Raw genomic sequence first — 14,775 nt, forward strand, 5'->3', positions numbered from 1 at the left:
CGTTTCACAAGACGTTATGCACTCCCTACACTCTGCGCCATCGTACCTGCATCACTAAAAAGAGAAGATTATGCAACAACCTCGAAAAGGATTTTTAGTCTGGCTGGCCGGATTGAGCGTGCTGGGCTTTCTGGCAACCGATATGTATTTACCGGCATTCGCCGCCATGCAGCAGGATCTGAATACTTCCGCCGCCTCCATCAGCGCCAGCCTGAGCTTATTCCTTGCGGGCTTTGCGCTTGGGCAGCTTTTCTGGGGACCGCTCTCCGATCGTTATGGTCGTAAACCGGTGCTGTTGAGCGGCCTGGCCATATTCGCTATTGGCTGTCTGGGGATGCTATGGGTTCGCGATGCCACGCTGATGCTGGCGCTGCGTTTTATTCAGGCCCTGGGGGTTTGTGCCGCCGCGGTGACCTGGCAGGCGATGGTAACCGATTATTATCCTGCGCAAAAAACCAACCGAATTTTCGCCGCCATTATGCCGCTGGTAGGTTTATCCCCGGCGCTGGCGCCGCTGCTCGGCAGCTGGCTGCTGGTCCACTTCGAATGGCAGGCTATTTTTGCCGTTCTGTTCGCCATTACTCTGCTGCTGATGCTGCCCGCGCTGCGACTGAAACCGGCAAATAAGCCGATTGCTGACGTGCAGCAAAAGCTGACGTTCTTTACGCTGCTGCGTTCGCGCGAATATAGCGGTAACGTCCTGATATACGCCGCCTGCTCCGCCAGCTTTTTTGCATGGCTGACCGGCTCGCCGTTTATTCTGCATGAGATGGGCTATGGTCCTACCGTTATCGGCCTGAGCTACGTGCCGCAAACTATCGCGTTTCTGGTGGGCGGTTATGGTTGCCGCGCGGCGCTGCAAAAATGGCAGGGACAGCAAATTCTTCCCTGGCTACTGGTGATTTTCGCCATCAGCGTAGCCGCCACCTGGCTGGTTGGTCTGCAGGAGAATGCATCGCTCGTTGGCTTAATGATTCCGTTCTGCGCAATGGCAACCGTGAATGGCGGTATTTATCCTATCGTCGTCGCCCAGGCGCTGAAGCCGTTCCCACAGGCAACCGGCCGCGCCGCAGCGTTACAAAATACCTTACAGCTCGGCCTGTGCTTCCTCACCAGTCTGGTGGTTTCCGCGCTGATTGCCACTCCGCTGCAAACCACCACCAGCGCGATGCTTGTCTCCATTGTGCTGGCCGGAATTGGCTACCGCATGCAGTATCGGGCAGGTTCGGTGACAACAGAATCGTCACACGCATAAGGTAAACTACGCATTGGTGTTAAGATCCAGTAATTAGCTTGCTAAGATATTTTTATTGAAAGCCTGTTTTTAGCGGCCTATACTGGATCCCGCATCACATAATTAGAAGGATTAGTTGATTTTAACGGGAGCAGGATGCATCCCGTTTCCCCATGGAAGGCCTTTCGGCAAGGGTTATCTCCCTTCCTCTGTTCTACGTCGGATAGCAGCCTCACGGATTATCCGTGAGATTTCTCACAAAGCCAAAAAAGCGTCTACGCTGTTTTAAGGTTCTGATCACTTGGGCGTGATGGAGAAGCTATGAGTTCATCGTGTATAGAAGAAGTCAGTGTACCGAATGATGACTGGTACCGAATTGCAGCTGAATTATTAAGCCGCGCGGGCATTCAAATTAATGGCCCTGCGCCCTCCGATCTGCGGATCAAAAACCCCCACTTTTTTAAGCGCGTGTTGCAGGAAGGGTCGCTGGGGTTAGGTGAGAGTTATATGGACGGCTGGTGGGATTGCGAACGGCTGGATATATTTTTCCATAAAGTTCTGCGCGCAGGTCTGGAAAATCAACTCCCCCATCATTTCAAAGATACCCTGCGTATCGCCAGCGCTCGCTTATTCAATCTGCAAAGTAAAAAACGCTCCTGGATAGTCGGTAAAGAACACTACGATTTAGGTAACGATCTGTTCAGCCGGATGCTCGACCCTTTTATGCAGTACTCCTGCGCTTACTGGAAAGACGCGCAGAATCTTGAAGAAGCACAGCGGGCAAAATTGGACCTCATCTGCCGCAAACTTCAGCTTGAGCCCGGCATGCGGGTACTGGATATTGGCTGCGGCTGGGGCGGGCTGGCTTACTATATGGCCAAAAATTATCAGGTCAGCGTTGTAGGCGTCACGATTTCAGCTGAGCAGCAGAAAATGGCGCAGCAGCGTTGCGCCGATCTCGACGTCACGATCCTGCTCCAGGACTATCGCGACCTGCACGAGAGCTTCGACCGTATCGTCTCTGTAGGTATGTTTGAACACGTCGGACCGAAAAATTACGCGACTTATTTTGACGTGGTCGATCGTAACCTCAAGGCGGATGGTCGTTTCCTGCTGCATACCATTGGTTCTAATAAAACCGATGTTAGCGTCGACCCGTGGATCAACAAATATATCTTCCCTAACGGCTGTCTGCCGTCGGTGCGTCATATTGCCGAGTCCAGCGAAGCGCATTTTGTTATGGAAGACTGGCATAATTTTGGGGCCGACTACGATACTACGCTTATGGCCTGGTATGAGCGTTTTCTTAATAGCTGGCCGGAAATTGCCGACAACTATTCAGAGCGCTTCAAACGTATGTTTAGCTACTATTTGAATGCCTGCGCTGGCGCTTTCCGCGCGCGTGATATTCAGCTCTGGCAGGTGGTTTTTTCCCGCGGGGCCGAACACGGTCTGCGCGTCGCCCGCTAAAAATATCCCCCGCTTCGGCGGGGGATATTTTTATTCAGCCGCTTTTTTCAACGCCGCTTCCGCTTCTTTCGCCGCCAGGACACGTTCGACGGTGTCAATAACCGCCTGAGTCTGCGGATCGATTTCAATATTGACCCGGTCGCCCAGTTTTTTCCCGCCAAGCGTGGTGCGCTGCAGCGTTTCCGGGATTAAATGGACGCAAAACCGGGTTGGCGTCACTTCACCCACCGTCAGGCTGATGCCATCCACGCCGATATAGCCTTTATAAAGGATATATTTCATCAGCGTCGCGTCCTGAACCTTAAACCAAATCTGGCGATTATTTTCCGAGGTGAGGATCTTCACCACTTCGGCGGTAGTCATGATGTGGCCTGACATCAGGTGTCCGCCAATTTCATCGCTGAATTTCGCCGCACGCTCGACGTTAACGCTATCGCCCTCGCGAAGCGCGCCCAGATTGGTTATGCGCAAGGTCTCTTTCATCAAGTCAAAACTCACTCGCGCGCCATCGATATCCGTGACGGTTAAACAGCAGCCGTTGTGCGCTACCGAAGCCCCGGTTTCAAGACCCGCCAGCATATGCTCAGGCAGTTCCACGACGTGGGTGCGAAAATTGGGTTTTTCATCAATAGACACCACTTTCGCGGTCCCCTGCACAATACCGGTAAACATATTTTGCTCCTGTATGAATTCGTGACGGTATCAGTACCGTTTTAGGCTATGACGAACAATAACAGCTGGCAAAACAGGTTGCCAGCGCACAACGTGCAGTGGATTTTTTTCACTGGCTAAATAGCCAATCCTCGCTACAATAGTCTGGCAAATCCCTCTGCTTTTTCTTCTTGCTGCTAAAGATGGCGGCTTTTTTAGTCCCCAAATAACAACAATATATAGGTGTTCACGTGCAGAAGTATTTTATTGAAGCGCGTCAGTTATTAGCACTGGCTATACCGGTTATTCTCGCCCAGGTCGCCCAAACTGCCATGGGCTTCGTCGATACCGTGATGGCGGGAGGCTACAGCGCCACGGATATGGCGGCGGTCGCTATCGGCACCTCCATCTGGCTACCGGCCATCCTTTTTGGCCACGGCCTGCTGTTGGCTCTGACGCCGGTTATTGCCCAATTGAATGGTTCCGGCCGTCGCGACCGTATTGCCCATCAGGTGCGTCAGGGATTCTGGCTGGCTGGCTTCGTTTCCATCCTGGTGATGGTCGTCCTGTGGAACGCCGGTTACATCATCAGCTCAATGCATAACATCGATCCGGCAATGGCCGATAAAGCCGTTGGCTACCTGCGTGCGCTGCTGTGGGGCGCCCCTGGCTACCTCTTCTTCCAGGTAGCCCGCAACCAGTGTGAAGGCCTCGCGAAAACCAAGCCAGGAATGGTAATGGGATTTATTGGCCTGCTGGTCAATATTCCGGTGAACTACATTTTTATCTACGGTCACTTCGGAATGCCGGAGCTCGGGGGAATTGGCTGCGGCGTGGCAACGGCAGCGGTTTATTGGGTCATGTTTTTCAGCATGCTCTACTGGGTTCGCCACGCGCGCTCGATGCGCGATATTCATCATACTCAACGCTTCAGCAAACCGGATTTTGCCGTCATCCAGCGCCTGGTACAGCTGGGCCTGCCCATTGCGCTGGCGCTGTTTTTTGAGGTGACTCTGTTCGCCGTCGTGGCGCTGCTGGTCTCCCCTTTGGGGATCGTCGACGTAGCTGGCCACCAGATCGCTCTCAACTTCAGCTCGCTGATGTTCGTGTTGCCGCTCTCTCTGGCGGCTGCGGTGACGATTCGCGTCGGTTTCCGTCTCGGTCAGGGGTCGACCCTGGAAGCGCAAACCTCAGCCAGAACCGGCGTGGGCGTCGGAGTTTGTATGGCCGTTATCACCGCGGTTTTCACTATTCTGATGCGCAAGCAAATCGCGCTACTGTACAACGACAACCCCGAGGTGGTGACGCTGGCGTCGCAGCTGATGCTGCTCGCGGCTATCTACCAGATTTCGGATTCCATCCAGGTTATCGGCAGCGGGATCCTGCGCGGCTATAAGGATACGCGCTCTATCTTTTTTATTACCTTTACCGCCTATTGGGTACTGGGATTGCCGAGCGGCTATCTGCTGGCTCTTACCGATATTGTGGTCCCGCGCATGGGGCCCGCCGGTTTCTGGTGCGGATTTATTATCGGCCTGACCTCCGCGGCTATTATGATGATGCTGCGCATGCGATTCCTCCAGCGCCAGCCTTCCAGCATTATTTTGCAACGGGCGGCTCGCTAGTAAGCACAGAGGTTTTTTAACGATCCAACGGCGCTGATTAAGCGCCGTTATCTATTGATGATGAAGAAATATTCTTTTGCATCAGTAAAATATAAGCAATATGGATAAAACTTCTGCGATTGCGAGAAAACTGAAAGAAAAGTGACGTTTGCCTCTTGCCACAAACCCTCCCTGCCGCTAATATGCGTCCCCGTTGCCGCTGCAACATTGCGTTCATAGCTCAGTTGGTTAGAGCACCACCTTGACATGGTGGGGGTCGTTGGTTCGAGTCCAATTGAACGCACCATAATGCGTTTATAGCTCAGTTGGTTAGAGCACCACCTTGACATGGTGGGGGTCGTTGGTTCGAGTCCAATTAAACGCACCATAATGCGTCCGTAGCTCAGTTGGTTAGAGCACCACCTTGACATGGTGGGGGTCGGTGGTTCGAGTCCACTCGGACGCACCATTTCACAGCCTCGTGATTTGGTGCCGGTTTACCTTTCCTGTTGAAATATCCGAAAATCACCCTCAGCGCTATTTAATTCTGTCAGGTACATTGCTGCTCTTTGCGTTCTGACTCCGCCGCGCAGTAAATGACTTCTGCTGGTTATGTAAATTGAAGTAAATCTCCCCTCTCTCTTTTCTGTTATTTTATTAACGCAGTGCTCTGAATTATATTCTCTCATTTGTAAAAATCTTTCGTTAGATAATAACCCGTTACCTCTGCATTTCATTAAAGATAAGCGAAACGGCAACGATGGCATTAAGAAAAGTATTTCAAAAAATATCAATACAAACCGCTTTGACTGTTCAAAAATAACGACTAAATTTAATTTCTGAACGACAACGGATACGTAATTAAATCGTATCTCCCTGACATTAACGCAACAACAGAGGTGTTAAATATGGCAGAACATCGTGGTGGTTCCGGTAATTTCGCTGAAGACCGTGATAAAGCATCTGAAGCTGGACGTAAAGGCGGCCAGCACAGCGGCGGGAACTTTAAAAACGATCCGCAACGTGCATCTGAGGCCGGAAAAAAAGGCGGCCAAAATAGTCATGGCGGCGGACGTAAATCTGACAACTCCTGATTATTAATTGCTTTAATCTCGGGTCATTAAAAAATGAATATCCTGCGGGTCTGCGGGCTCGCAGTTATTTTCTTTTGTAAAGGTGTTTTATATGAATATGAAGAGCATAGAAGACGTTTTTATTCATCTGCTATCGGATACATATAGTGCGGAAAAACAATTAATCCGCGGACTGGCTAAGTTGGCCAGAGCGGCATCAAGCGAAAAGCTTAGCGCTGCGTTCAGGGCCCACCTGGAGGAGACCCACGGACAAATTGAGCGTATCGACCAAATTGTGGAGCAAGAGGAAAATATAAAAATTAAACGCATAAAATGCGTGGCCATGGAGGGTCTTATTGAAGAAGCTAACGAGGTCATTGAGAGTACTGAGAAAAATGAAGTGCGTGATGTTGCGTTGATTGCCGCGGCGCAAAAAGTTGAACATTATGAAATCGCCAGCTATGGCACGCTCGCCTCGCTCGCAGAACAGCTTGGATATAAAAAAGCGGTAAAAATTTTAGCGGCAACGTTAGAGGAAGAAAAAGCCACCGATCTTAAATTAACCGATCTGGCGTCAGGTAATATTAATCAAAACGCACAAAATAAATAGCCAGAAAATAATCTAATATTGAGGAGCCCATAATGACTCATGTTGAACATTATCACGACTGGCTGCGCGATGCGCATGCTATGGAAAAGCAGGCAGAATCTATGCTGGAATCCATGGCGGGTCGAATTGATAACTACCCTGACCTGCGCAGCAGAATTGAACAACATCTTAGTGAAACGAAACGCCAGATTACGGTACTGGAAGAAATACTCGACCGTAACCATATTTCCCGCTCGGTACTGAAGGATTCGATGAGCAAGATAGCCGCATTAGGTCAATCCATTGGCGGCATGTTTCCTTCTGATGAAATCGTTAAAGGGTCCATCAGCGGCTATGTTTTCGAGCAATTTGAAATTGCCTGCTATACCTCTCTGCTGGCCGCCGCAAATCAAGCTGGCGACAGCGCCGCAATCCCCGCTATCGAATCGATTCTGGCAGAGGAACGAGCCATGGCCGACTGGCTGCTGAAGCATATCCCGCAAACCACGGAGCAGTTCCTCCTGCGCTCTGATACCGCGGGCGTTGAAGCAAAAAAATGACAACTATATAAGCTCCAGACCGAACCCTGAGAGTTGCTGCAGCTGGCCCACGCAGGGTAATCTGAATTAGGGTTGTCTGCTGTTAAGGGGGGATTATCCACTCTTCCAGCCAGGCAGCTTCTCCAGGAGAAGCGCCAGCGAATAACGCACCGCTTTTTCGACCACATCCTGACACTCGCCGGAAAATAGCACCTTATGCGCGCCGATTTCACCGCGAAAGTTCCATGCGAACCAGACGGTACCTAAGATGTCAAATTCATATCTGCCCGGCTATTTAATAAAGCGAATCTCTTCTGCTATGACCACCCGGGACGCTTTCCAGCACCTGTACCACCCCGCCATATCGCCGCTGATTATTTCGATCGGGTATTGCTCGTAAGGCGCAACAGGCGGCGGATATTTTGGCGCGCCCGGCGGGTAATCAGATGTAAAGACCACGCTTCTATCGACAACACCTGAAAGATGGACGCCAGCGATTGGCCCACTTCGCCATTTTGAACCACAATTACTGTGCCAGATTTCCCTAACCCGGAAATGATTTATCGTGGAGCTTCTCAACTGGCGGAAGACCTCCGACAACAAAGGTGATAACAACAACGGCGGGTCAGTCTAAATGAAGAAAATTGCCATTATCGGCGCAGGTCCAACCGGGATTTATACCCTGTTCTCACTACTTCAGCATGGAGAACCGCTGGACGTGTCAATTTACGAGCAGGCCGCGGAAGCCGGCGTAGGGATGCCTTATAGCGACGAAGAAAATTCACGCATGATGCTGGCAAACATCGCCAGCATTGAAATTCCTCCCCTTCTGTGTACCTATCTCGATTGGCTAAAAACCCAGAGCCCGGCGCATCTTGCGCGCTACGGGGTGGATTATGACGCTTTACACGATCGCCAGTTTTTGCCGCGCATTCTGCTGGGGGAATATTTTCGCGATCGTTTTCAGCAGCTGGTCGCCCGAGCTAAAGCCAAGGGCTTTCAGATACAGGTCAATGAGTCATGCCGGGTCACCGACCTGCAGGCCACCGAAGAAGGCGTCAGACTGTGGGTAGAAGATGAACCGATAGCGAAAGCCTTTAACCTCGCGGTCATCGCCACCGGTCACGTCTGGCCTGATGAAGAGGAGTCTACCCGGACCTGGTTTCCCAGCCCGTGGTCAGGTCTGATGGAGGCCAGAATCCCACCCTGCCGGGTGGGTATTATGGGTACCTCGCTGAGCGGAATTGACGCCGCAATGGCGGTCGCCGTTCAGCACGGCCGTTTTATCGGCTCTGACGACGACGCGCTCGCCTTTGAGCTGGACGATGCCAGCAAGGCGCTAAAAATAGTGCTGATGTCGCGCTCCGGCATCCTTCCCGAAGCCGATTTTTACTGCCCTATTCCCTGGGAGCCGCTCAGCATCGTCACCGAAAGCGCGGTGGAAAAAGCCATCGTCGAAGGGAGCGACGGCCTCCTTGACCGGATATTCGATTTGGTGGCGCAAGAAATCGAGCTCGCCGACCCCAGATGGAGCGAAAACATTGCCCTTCGTAACCTTAATGCCGACAGCTTCAGCGAGGCGTGGTTTCGCAAACGCCAGCAGCACAACCCTTTCCACTGGGCGCTGGCTAACCTTGAGGAAGTGGAGCGTAACAAACGCGCACAATATACGATTGCATGGCGCTACGTCATTCTGCGGCTACATGAAGCCGTGCAGGCAGCGGTTCCCCACTTTAACGACGTTGACCGGGAGCGTTTTAAAGGCGGCCTTGCCCGGGTATTTATCGATTGCTACGCCGCTATTCCCTCTGAGTCTATTCGCCGGTTGCTGGCGCTGCGCGAAGCCGGGGTTATAAGCATTCTCGCTTTAGGCCATGATTATGAGATGGACGTTCAGGAGGCCAGAACGGTGATTCGCAATCAGGAGAATCAATATACGTTTGACGTGTTTATTGATGCCCGAGGGCAAAAACCGCTGAAAAATAAGGACCTGCCCTTCCCGCATCTCAAAGAGCAGCTGCTGGCGACAGGCGAAGACATTCCGGAGGTCGGGGATGACTATACGTTGCTGGAGCCTTCTGAAGTACGTGGACGCATCGCTTTTGCCGCGATCCCATGGCTGATGCATGACCAGCCGTTTGTGCAGGGGATCACCGCCTGCGCGGAAATTGGCACCGCGATAGCCAGAGCGATAACCCAGCCGGCGAGCCGCTCCCGCAGACGTTTATCGCCGCTCGACCTCTAAGCCTGCGCCGCCCTGACGGGCGGCGTTTCTAGCGTTTTTGCGGCTGCGGGTGCCAGGGATCTTGTTTATGGTCTTCACTGTCGTCTCTTTTTCTCGGGACTTCGCCCTGCTCACGCGGGTCCTCTTTCGAGGGATGACGCCCACGTTTATCCGGGTCAGCGGGATTGTTTACGGACATAGTTTCCTCCTCAGTCAGCGGTTATTTTTCTATTCTGTCCACCCGCACCACCGGCGGCGTCATTTTTTTGTCCAGACTACCGTTAATACCGATCATCCGATCGGGCTTCACTTCCCGGCCATTAAATACCGCGGCGGGAATAATGACTGAAATGGTGCCGGTTTTATCGCGAAAGCGATAGCGATCTTCGCCGTGCTGTTCAATAAGATTACCGCGTAGTGAAATGGTTGCGCCGTCGTGCATTTCCTGAGCCTGGCGTACGGTCATGATGCGGGCATCTTCGGTCCCGCGATAGCCGTCATCAATCTTGTGCGGCGGAGGCGGTGCGGCATCTTTTTGAAAGCCCCCTTCATCCGCGGCATATACCCCGGGGACCATCAAGGAACAGAAAATACAAAGCAGTAGCTTTTTCATCAACACCTCCGGAAAATTCTTCTGTGGTTATAATAAGTCTGGTTGCGGATGCTTACTTTCACAAGCGCGATCGTTTACGAATTCTCCGAGAAATTATTTCCGCTGCCGCTAAGTAAAAGCATAAATACTCCCGCTGCGCAGAGTTAACACGCTCCGGAATATACCCGTTCGATAGCGATAGAATAGTCCTGAAGTACGCGGAGCTTACTCACCTATGTATTGCAAAAAAGACTCCCGGAAAGCAGTTAATTATCGGGAAAATGGCAGTTAAATATTGGCAATTAAAAACTTAAATCCGTTCACCCATTCGTCAGTAACCCGGAGAAGCTGCCTCACCAACTAATCTTATGCTTTTAACGGGACGCGGCCAGGCCTGGTGCTCCGACGACAGCGTGCTTTAAACCACATGATGCGGTACGCCTTAGCGGCCCGCCGTCGTCTTCAGACAGGAAAGATATTTCTGCGCCGAACTCATCACTATCTGCCGGGCATTTTCGGTAATATTCAGCCCCTCGAAAGCGCCGTACAGCTTCTCAAAACGGACGTCCTCCAGGCGGTCAACGATTTTCTCCACGCTGGCGGCAGCCAACGGCAGCATATTCGGATAGCTCCACATAAACGAGACGGCGTTCGCGCCAGGAGTCACCTGGATGATATCGCCCGCCAGAATAATGCCTTCATCTTTTGCCCAGTGCAGCACGGTTCCCCCGGCAAAGTGTCCGCCAAGCCTCAGCAGCCGCACCTCTGGCAGGATCTCCAGCTCATCCCCTTCCCACAGCGTAATCGCCGGACTGTCGCGCATAATCCATTCGCGATCGCTGGCGTGGAGATAAACTGGCGCATTGAAGGCTTCCGCCCAATCCTGCATGGTCGAGTAGTAATGTGGATGGGAGATAGCAATCGCCTTTATCCCACCCAGCGCGGTTATCAGCGTTTTTGTGGCCGCATCAAGATTAGCGATGCAGTCCCATAAAATGTTGCCCTGCGGAGTGAGCAGCAGAAATGCACGCTGATCGATGGCAAATTTCGGTACCGTTTTGATACTTAATAGCTGGCGGTCATGCTGCTGCCATTTATTCACATGGGTGCGAACCAGAGCCTCTAATTCCATCCATATCTGGCCGCTGACCGGCACGTACTGGCGTTCATCCTGACAAATCTTACACTCTCCAGCGGTTTTATTATCGTCAGCATATGAAGTACCGCAGGTTGCGCACAGCTTAATCATCACTTCTCCTTCAGAAATCGATTATGCGGGAGTCATGAGTATGGCAGATAAGAGATGTATGGCAGAAAGGAGGAAATTCGCAGGGCTTCCGTGCCCTGAAAGAGGGTTATTCGAAATAGACGTCCGGGTTTTCCGACAGCGACACGAAGGTTTTGCTGTTTTTATCCAGCGCGCGAATATCACCGCTTTCAATATCGTAGAACCAGCCGTGCAGACGCAACGTGCTATCGCGCAGGCCAACCGCCACCGACGGGTGGGTTTTGATATTATTGAGCTGGGCGATGACGTTCTCCTGCACCATGCCGTTTACTTTGTCGGTCTCGTTGGCCCAGGTTTTCTTCTCAACGACAGCCTTCGCCGCATCAGCGTAGCGCAGCCAGTGGGAAACGGCAGGCATCGGATCCAGACACTGGCAGGTAGCAATCGCTTTCATCGCGCCGCAGTTTGAGTGGCCGCAAATCACGATATCGCTCACGCCGAGGGCGACAACGGCGTACTCAATGGTTGCGGAAACCCCGCCCGGCTCTGGGCCAAAAGAGGGCACGATATTCCCGGCGTTACGAATAACAAACAGCTGTCCCGGCTCCTGCTGGGTCACCAGTTCCGGCACCAGGCGGCTATCTGAACAAGAGATAAACAGCGCTTTGGGGTTCTGGCTGGATGCGAGGCTGCGGAAGAGCTCTTTACGTTGCGGGAAGATCTCTTTCTGGAAGTTGAGGAAACCCTCAATGATATGTTGCATAGCAGTGTCTCTTTTCTCTGTTTTAATGACGATATGACAAAGATCACATTTAGCCAGTTTATCACCGACGCGCGAAATGGGAATCGTTATTCGAATATCAGCTTAACCATCGCCCCACAAAGCCAGGTGACAGAGCGTTCAATATTGTTTATTTTTTGCTTGAGAAAACCATCATGAGCGGGAGCCAGAGACGACTTAGCGCTCAACATCAACCAGGAGCGTTTATGTACTTATCCAGCCTGATGGCTATTGCCGCAGTACTCATTATGGGCGTTATCAGTCCCGGCCCGAGCTTTATTTACGTCGCCCGCAATGCCGTCGCGCGCTCAAGGCTCCATGGCCTGGTCACCGCTCTGGGAACCGGTATGGGGGCCGCCATTTTTTCAATCATGGCGATGATGGGGTTGCAAAAAATCCTGACGGCGGTGCCGGAGATGTTTATCGGCCTGAAGGTCGCAGGCGGCCTGTATCTGTTATGGCTGGGCTATAAAATTTATCGCGGCGCGGCGCAGCCGATGGATTTTGCCGCAGGCGGCATGGCGGCGGAACATTCGCTATTCAAAACGTTCCGCGATGGCCTCTATACCCAGCTCAGCAACCCCAAAACGGCGCTGGTGTTCGCCTCAATTTTTACCGCTCTGCTGCCGGAACGCATTCCGCTGTCCTTCTACTATATCGTGCCGCTGATGAGCTTTCTGATTGATGTCAGCTGGTATTCGCTGGTGGCCCTGGTGCTCTCTTCCGCCAGACCGCGTAGCGTTTATCTGCGCATGAAGCATAAGATTGATATCGTCACCGCCACGGTGCTTGGCGCGCTCGGCCTGCGCCTGATTTTCACATCGTGGTCAAAGTAAGCCCACGGCTCTGATTTCCCCGCTAAACGGTATAAATACGAATATCGTGTTCGCTAAAAGCGTCGCGATATTCCCGACTGATGTTCTCCTCAACCACCAGCACATCAATGGCGCTGCTGTCGACCACCACGAAGCGCGCCACCGCCGGGATCTTATCGGAAGTCAGACCAACAATAATCTCGCTGCACTGTTTTATCACCGCTTTTTTAAATTCGCAGTCGGGATAGTCGAACCCCGTCAGCCCGGATTCCGGCGCCATCGCACAGCCGCCGATAAAGCCCTGATCGAAGAGCATGCCCTGAATCTGCGCGACGGCCGAGGCTCCCACGCAGCCGCCGCTGCCACGCTGGATCTGGCCGCCAAGCATCACCACGTCATAGAGCGGCTTTTTTAACAATACCGCGGCAATCTCGGGGGAATTGGTTACCACCGTTAACGCCAGCTCGGTTGGCAGCGCCTCCGCCATCGCCAGGTTGGTGGTACCGGTGTCGATAAAAATGCAGCCGCCGGGCTTCACCAGCTTTGCGCATTTCTGCGCGATTCTGCTTTTTGTCGCCGTATTCTTCTCTTTCCGCGCGCTGTAGTCACCCGCCTCAGGCAGGGTCATCACCGCGCCACCGTAGACCTTTTTGCAGTAGCCTTCGCGGCTAAGCTCATGTAAATCACGACGAATCGTATGCTCAGAGACGTTCAGACGGCTGGCCAGTTCTGCGCAAACCACTCTGCCGTTCTCCTGCAAGATCTGGCAAATAAGCGCTTGTCGTTGTTTGGGGAAAGCTGCATAATCGAGCACAAATAACTCCTGATGAAATCTTCAACGAGCAACAAAGTGCATAATCGTGCATTATTACCCTGACTGTCAACATACCCTATGAATATGAAGAGGTTTACTATGAAAATTGGTCACATCGCCCTGTGGACCCGCCAGCTTGACCTGCAGGCCCGTTTTTGGGTTTCGTTTTTCGACGGCGAAATTAATGAAAAGTACTGCAGCAAAAACAACCCCGGCTTTGAGTCCTTTTTTGTCAAAATTGGCGAGGACATTTCCATTGAGCTGATGACCAAACCGGGACTTGTCGACCAGACGGTGGATAATAACCATACTGGCTGGGTTCATCTGGCGATCGCGGTTGGTGGCGCTGAAAACGTGGATATGCTGGCGAAACGCGCCGCTGCGCAGGGGATTCTGGTTTCTCCGCCGCGAACCAGCGGAGACGGCTACTATGAGGCGGTGATTAAAGACCCGGATGGCAACCTGGTTGAAATCATCGCATAGTTAAAGAAATTCTGTAGACAGGAGACACCGGTGGCCAACTATCGCGTAATCGATAAACAAAACTGGCCGCGAAAAGATCATTTTGATTTCTATCGCGGTTTTGCCAACCCCAGCTTTAATCTTTGCGTTCCCATAGAAGCGCAGCGGCTATACGAATGTGCGAAGGACCGCGATGTCTCTTTTTTCCAGCTGGCGCTCTATGCGCTGGTTCGCGCGGCTAACGGCGTGCCGCAGCTTAAACAGCGGCTGCTGGATGACGATATTATCGAATATGACCAGCTGGCGGTGATGACGCCGGTGATGACCGGGCAGGAAGGTTTTCGCCAGGTCTGGTGCGACAATGCCGCCGATTTTGCCGCCTTTAGCCGTGCCGCTACGCCAAATATTGAAGCGGCAAAACGCACCGCGCCGGCGCCGCTGATCGTCGACGGCGAAAATTTTATCTGCGCCAGCTGCCTGCCGTGGCTGCACTTCAGCGCGATCACCCACGCCGAATATTTCGTCGGCGCAGCGGTACCTGCGCTCACCTGGGGCAAGCTTAAAAACGGTATTGTCCCGGTTGCCGGGAAATTTAATCATGCCTTTGTCGATGGCCTGCACGCCAGCCGCTTTTTCGCCCTCGTCGAAGAGGCTTTTGCCGAGCCCGATACCCTCTGGCATTCGCGCTAGACAAACCGC

Annotated in this window: 16 protein-coding genes, 3 tRNA genes and 1 pseudogene; 13 read left to right on the top strand and 7 right to left on the bottom strand. The window is 52.5% G+C overall.

Features of this window, described 5'->3' with window-relative positions; all coding sequences use genetic code 11:
• The first annotated feature begins 70 nt into the window (after nt 1-70).
• Both punC and cfa read left to right on the top strand, forming a co-directional pair.
• A complete protein-coding gene (gene punC / locus GJ746_RS14240) occupies nt 71-1,255 on the top strand; it encodes a purine nucleoside transporter PunC (protein WP_154680802.1) in 1,185 nt (394 codons plus the stop codon).
• 300 nt (nt 1,256-1,555) lie between these two features.
• Complete coding sequence (gene cfa / locus GJ746_RS14245) at nt 1,556-2,704, top strand: cyclopropane fatty acyl phospholipid synthase (RefSeq protein ID WP_154680803.1); 1,149 nt, start codon at nt 1,556-1,558, stop codon at nt 2,702-2,704.
• Between the two features lie 30 nt (nt 2,705-2,734).
• Here the strand turns inward: cfa and GJ746_RS14250 are convergent, their stop codons facing one another.
• Nucleotides 2,735-3,376 (bottom strand): riboflavin synthase subunit alpha, encoded by a 642-nt coding sequence (locus GJ746_RS14250; RefSeq protein ID WP_154680804.1) that lies wholly within the window; start codon nt 3,374-3,376, stop codon nt 2,735-2,737.
• A gap of 230 nt (nt 3,377-3,606) precedes the next feature.
• Here GJ746_RS14250 and mdtK point away from each other — a divergent pair, with 230 nt between their 5' ends.
• The 7 genes from mdtK to GJ746_RS14285 all read left to right on the top strand — a co-directional run bounded on the left by mdtK (nt 3,607) and on the right by GJ746_RS14285 (nt 7,181).
• A complete protein-coding gene (gene mdtK, locus GJ746_RS14255; RefSeq protein ID WP_154680805.1) occupies nt 3,607-4,980 on the top strand; it encodes an MdtK family multidrug efflux MATE transporter in 1,374 nt (457 codons plus the stop codon).
• A 209-nt stretch (nt 4,981-5,189) separates the two neighbouring features.
• Nucleotides 5,190-5,266 (top strand) — tRNA-Val (locus GJ746_RS14260).
• A 4-nt stretch (nt 5,267-5,270) separates the two neighbouring features.
• A tRNA-Val gene (locus tag GJ746_RS14265) sits at nt 5,271-5,347 on the top strand.
• 4 nt (nt 5,348-5,351) lie between these two features.
• Nucleotides 5,352-5,428, top strand: a tRNA-Val gene (locus tag GJ746_RS14270).
• A 439-nt stretch (nt 5,429-5,867) separates the two neighbouring features.
• Nucleotides 5,868-6,053 carry a general stress protein gene (locus tag GJ746_RS14275; protein WP_004136767.1) on the top strand — a complete coding sequence of 62 codons (186 nt, stop codon included), beginning with the start codon at nt 5,868-5,870 and terminating at the stop codon, nt 6,051-6,053.
• A 91-nt stretch (nt 6,054-6,144) separates the two neighbouring features.
• Nucleotides 6,145-6,642, top strand: coding sequence for a ferritin-like domain-containing protein (locus tag GJ746_RS14280; RefSeq protein ID WP_154680806.1), 498 nt, complete (start codon nt 6,145-6,147; stop codon nt 6,640-6,642).
• 32 nt (nt 6,643-6,674) lie between these two features.
• Nucleotides 6,675-7,181 carry a ferritin-like domain-containing protein gene (locus GJ746_RS14285; RefSeq protein ID WP_154680807.1) on the top strand — a complete coding sequence of 169 codons (507 nt, stop codon included), beginning with the start codon at nt 6,675-6,677 and terminating at the stop codon, nt 7,179-7,181.
• Nucleotides 7,182-7,274: 93 nt separating this feature from the next.
• On the opposite strand, the pseudogene GJ746_RS14290 reads toward GJ746_RS14285, so the two are convergent.
• Nucleotides 7,275-7,424 (bottom strand): annotated as a pseudogene (locus tag GJ746_RS14290) (CinA family protein); the annotation flags it as partial.
• Nucleotides 7,425-7,794: 370 nt separating this feature from the next.
• Between GJ746_RS14290 and GJ746_RS14295 the strand changes: the two are divergent.
• On the top strand, nt 7,795-9,405 hold the full coding sequence (locus tag GJ746_RS14295; protein ID WP_154680808.1) for an FAD-NAD(P)-binding protein: 1,611 nt from the start codon (nt 7,795-7,797) through the stop codon (nt 9,403-9,405).
• A 28-nt stretch (nt 9,406-9,433) separates the two neighbouring features.
• On the opposite strand, the gene GJ746_RS25240 is transcribed toward GJ746_RS14295, so the two are convergent.
• The 4 genes from GJ746_RS25240 to GJ746_RS14310 all read right to left on the bottom strand — a co-directional run bounded on the left by GJ746_RS25240 (nt 9,434) and on the right by GJ746_RS14310 (nt 11,967).
• The gene (locus GJ746_RS25240; protein WP_195908736.1) at nt 9,434-9,583 is read right to left on the bottom strand and encodes a hypothetical protein; all 150 of its coding nucleotides are present in this window, start codon (nt 9,581-9,583) and stop codon (nt 9,434-9,436) included.
• Nucleotides 9,584-9,604: 21 nt separating this feature from the next.
• Nucleotides 9,605-9,997 carry a YdeI family stress tolerance OB fold protein gene (locus GJ746_RS14300; RefSeq protein WP_154680809.1) on the bottom strand — a complete coding sequence of 131 codons (393 nt, stop codon included), beginning with the start codon at nt 9,995-9,997 and terminating at the stop codon, nt 9,605-9,607.
• 421 nt (nt 9,998-10,418) lie between these two features.
• A complete protein-coding gene (locus GJ746_RS14305) occupies nt 10,419-11,225 on the bottom strand; it encodes an MBL fold metallo-hydrolase (RefSeq protein WP_154680810.1) in 807 nt (268 codons plus the stop codon).
• 106 nt (nt 11,226-11,331) lie between these two features.
• Nucleotides 11,332-11,967, bottom strand: coding sequence for a carbonic anhydrase (locus tag GJ746_RS14310; protein ID WP_154680811.1), 636 nt, complete (start codon nt 11,965-11,967; stop codon nt 11,332-11,334).
• Between the two features lie 224 nt (nt 11,968-12,191).
• Here GJ746_RS14310 and GJ746_RS14315 point away from each other — a divergent pair, with 224 nt between their 5' ends.
• A complete protein-coding gene (locus GJ746_RS14315) occupies nt 12,192-12,821 on the top strand; it encodes a LysE family translocator (RefSeq protein ID WP_154680812.1) in 630 nt (209 codons plus the stop codon).
• Between the two features lie 22 nt (nt 12,822-12,843).
• On the opposite strand, the gene GJ746_RS14320 is transcribed toward GJ746_RS14315, so the two are convergent.
• The gene (locus GJ746_RS14320; RefSeq protein WP_154680813.1) at nt 12,844-13,614 is read right to left on the bottom strand and encodes a DeoR/GlpR family DNA-binding transcription regulator; all 771 of its coding nucleotides are present in this window, start codon (nt 13,612-13,614) and stop codon (nt 12,844-12,846) included.
• A gap of 99 nt (nt 13,615-13,713) precedes the next feature.
• Between GJ746_RS14320 and GJ746_RS14325 the strand changes: the two genes are divergently transcribed.
• Together GJ746_RS14325 and GJ746_RS14330 are read left to right on the top strand one after the other, a co-directional pair.
• A complete protein-coding gene (locus GJ746_RS14325; protein WP_154680814.1) occupies nt 13,714-14,097 on the top strand; it encodes a VOC family protein in 384 nt (127 codons plus the stop codon).
• Nucleotides 14,098-14,127: 30 nt separating this feature from the next.
• Nucleotides 14,128-14,766 carry a CatA-like O-acetyltransferase, family 1 gene (locus GJ746_RS14330; RefSeq protein ID WP_154680815.1) on the top strand — a complete coding sequence of 213 codons (639 nt, stop codon included), beginning with the start codon at nt 14,128-14,130 and terminating at the stop codon, nt 14,764-14,766.
• Nucleotides 14,767-14,775 lie beyond the last annotated feature (9 nt).

Source organism: Klebsiella oxytoca, from assembly GCF_009707385.1.
Taxonomy (GTDB): Bacteria; Pseudomonadota; Gammaproteobacteria; order Enterobacterales; family Enterobacteriaceae; genus Klebsiella; species Klebsiella oxytoca_C.

What these genes read in the sequence shown, in the direction of transcription:
- punC (WP_154680802.1), top strand. Translation starts at nt 71, where the DNA reads ATGCAACAACCTCGAAAAGGATTTTTAGTCTGGCTGGCCGGATTGAGC.
- cfa (WP_154680803.1), top strand. Translation starts at nt 1,556, where the DNA reads ATGAGTTCATCGTGTATAGAAGAAGTCAGTGTACCGAATGATGACTGG.
- GJ746_RS14250 (WP_154680804.1), bottom strand. Translation starts at nt 3,376, where the DNA reads ATGTTTACCGGTATTGTGCAGGGGACCGCGAAAGTGGTGTCTATTGAT.
- GJ746_RS14275 (WP_004136767.1), top strand. Translation starts at nt 5,868, where the DNA reads ATGGCAGAACATCGTGGTGGTTCCGGTAATTTCGCTGAAGACCGTGAT.
- GJ746_RS14280 (WP_154680806.1), top strand. Translation starts at nt 6,145, where the DNA reads ATGAATATGAAGAGCATAGAAGACGTTTTTATTCATCTGCTATCGGAT.
- GJ746_RS14285 (WP_154680807.1), top strand. Translation starts at nt 6,675, where the DNA reads ATGACTCATGTTGAACATTATCACGACTGGCTGCGCGATGCGCATGCT.
- GJ746_RS14295 (WP_154680808.1), top strand. Translation starts at nt 7,795, where the DNA reads ATGAAGAAAATTGCCATTATCGGCGCAGGTCCAACCGGGATTTATACC.
- GJ746_RS25240 (WP_195908736.1), bottom strand. Translation starts at nt 9,583, where the DNA reads ATGTCCGTAAACAATCCCGCTGACCCGGATAAACGTGGGCGTCATCCC.
- GJ746_RS14300 (WP_154680809.1), bottom strand. Translation starts at nt 9,997, where the DNA reads ATGAAAAAGCTACTGCTTTGTATTTTCTGTTCCTTGATGGTCCCCGGG.
- GJ746_RS14305 (WP_154680810.1), bottom strand. Translation starts at nt 11,225, where the DNA reads ATGATTAAGCTGTGCGCAACCTGCGGTACTTCATATGCTGACGATAAT.
- GJ746_RS14310 (WP_154680811.1), bottom strand. Translation starts at nt 11,967, where the DNA reads ATGCAACATATCATTGAGGGTTTCCTCAACTTCCAGAAAGAGATCTTC.
- GJ746_RS14315 (WP_154680812.1), top strand. Translation starts at nt 12,192, where the DNA reads ATGTACTTATCCAGCCTGATGGCTATTGCCGCAGTACTCATTATGGGC.
- GJ746_RS14325 (WP_154680814.1), top strand. Translation starts at nt 13,714, where the DNA reads ATGAAAATTGGTCACATCGCCCTGTGGACCCGCCAGCTTGACCTGCAG.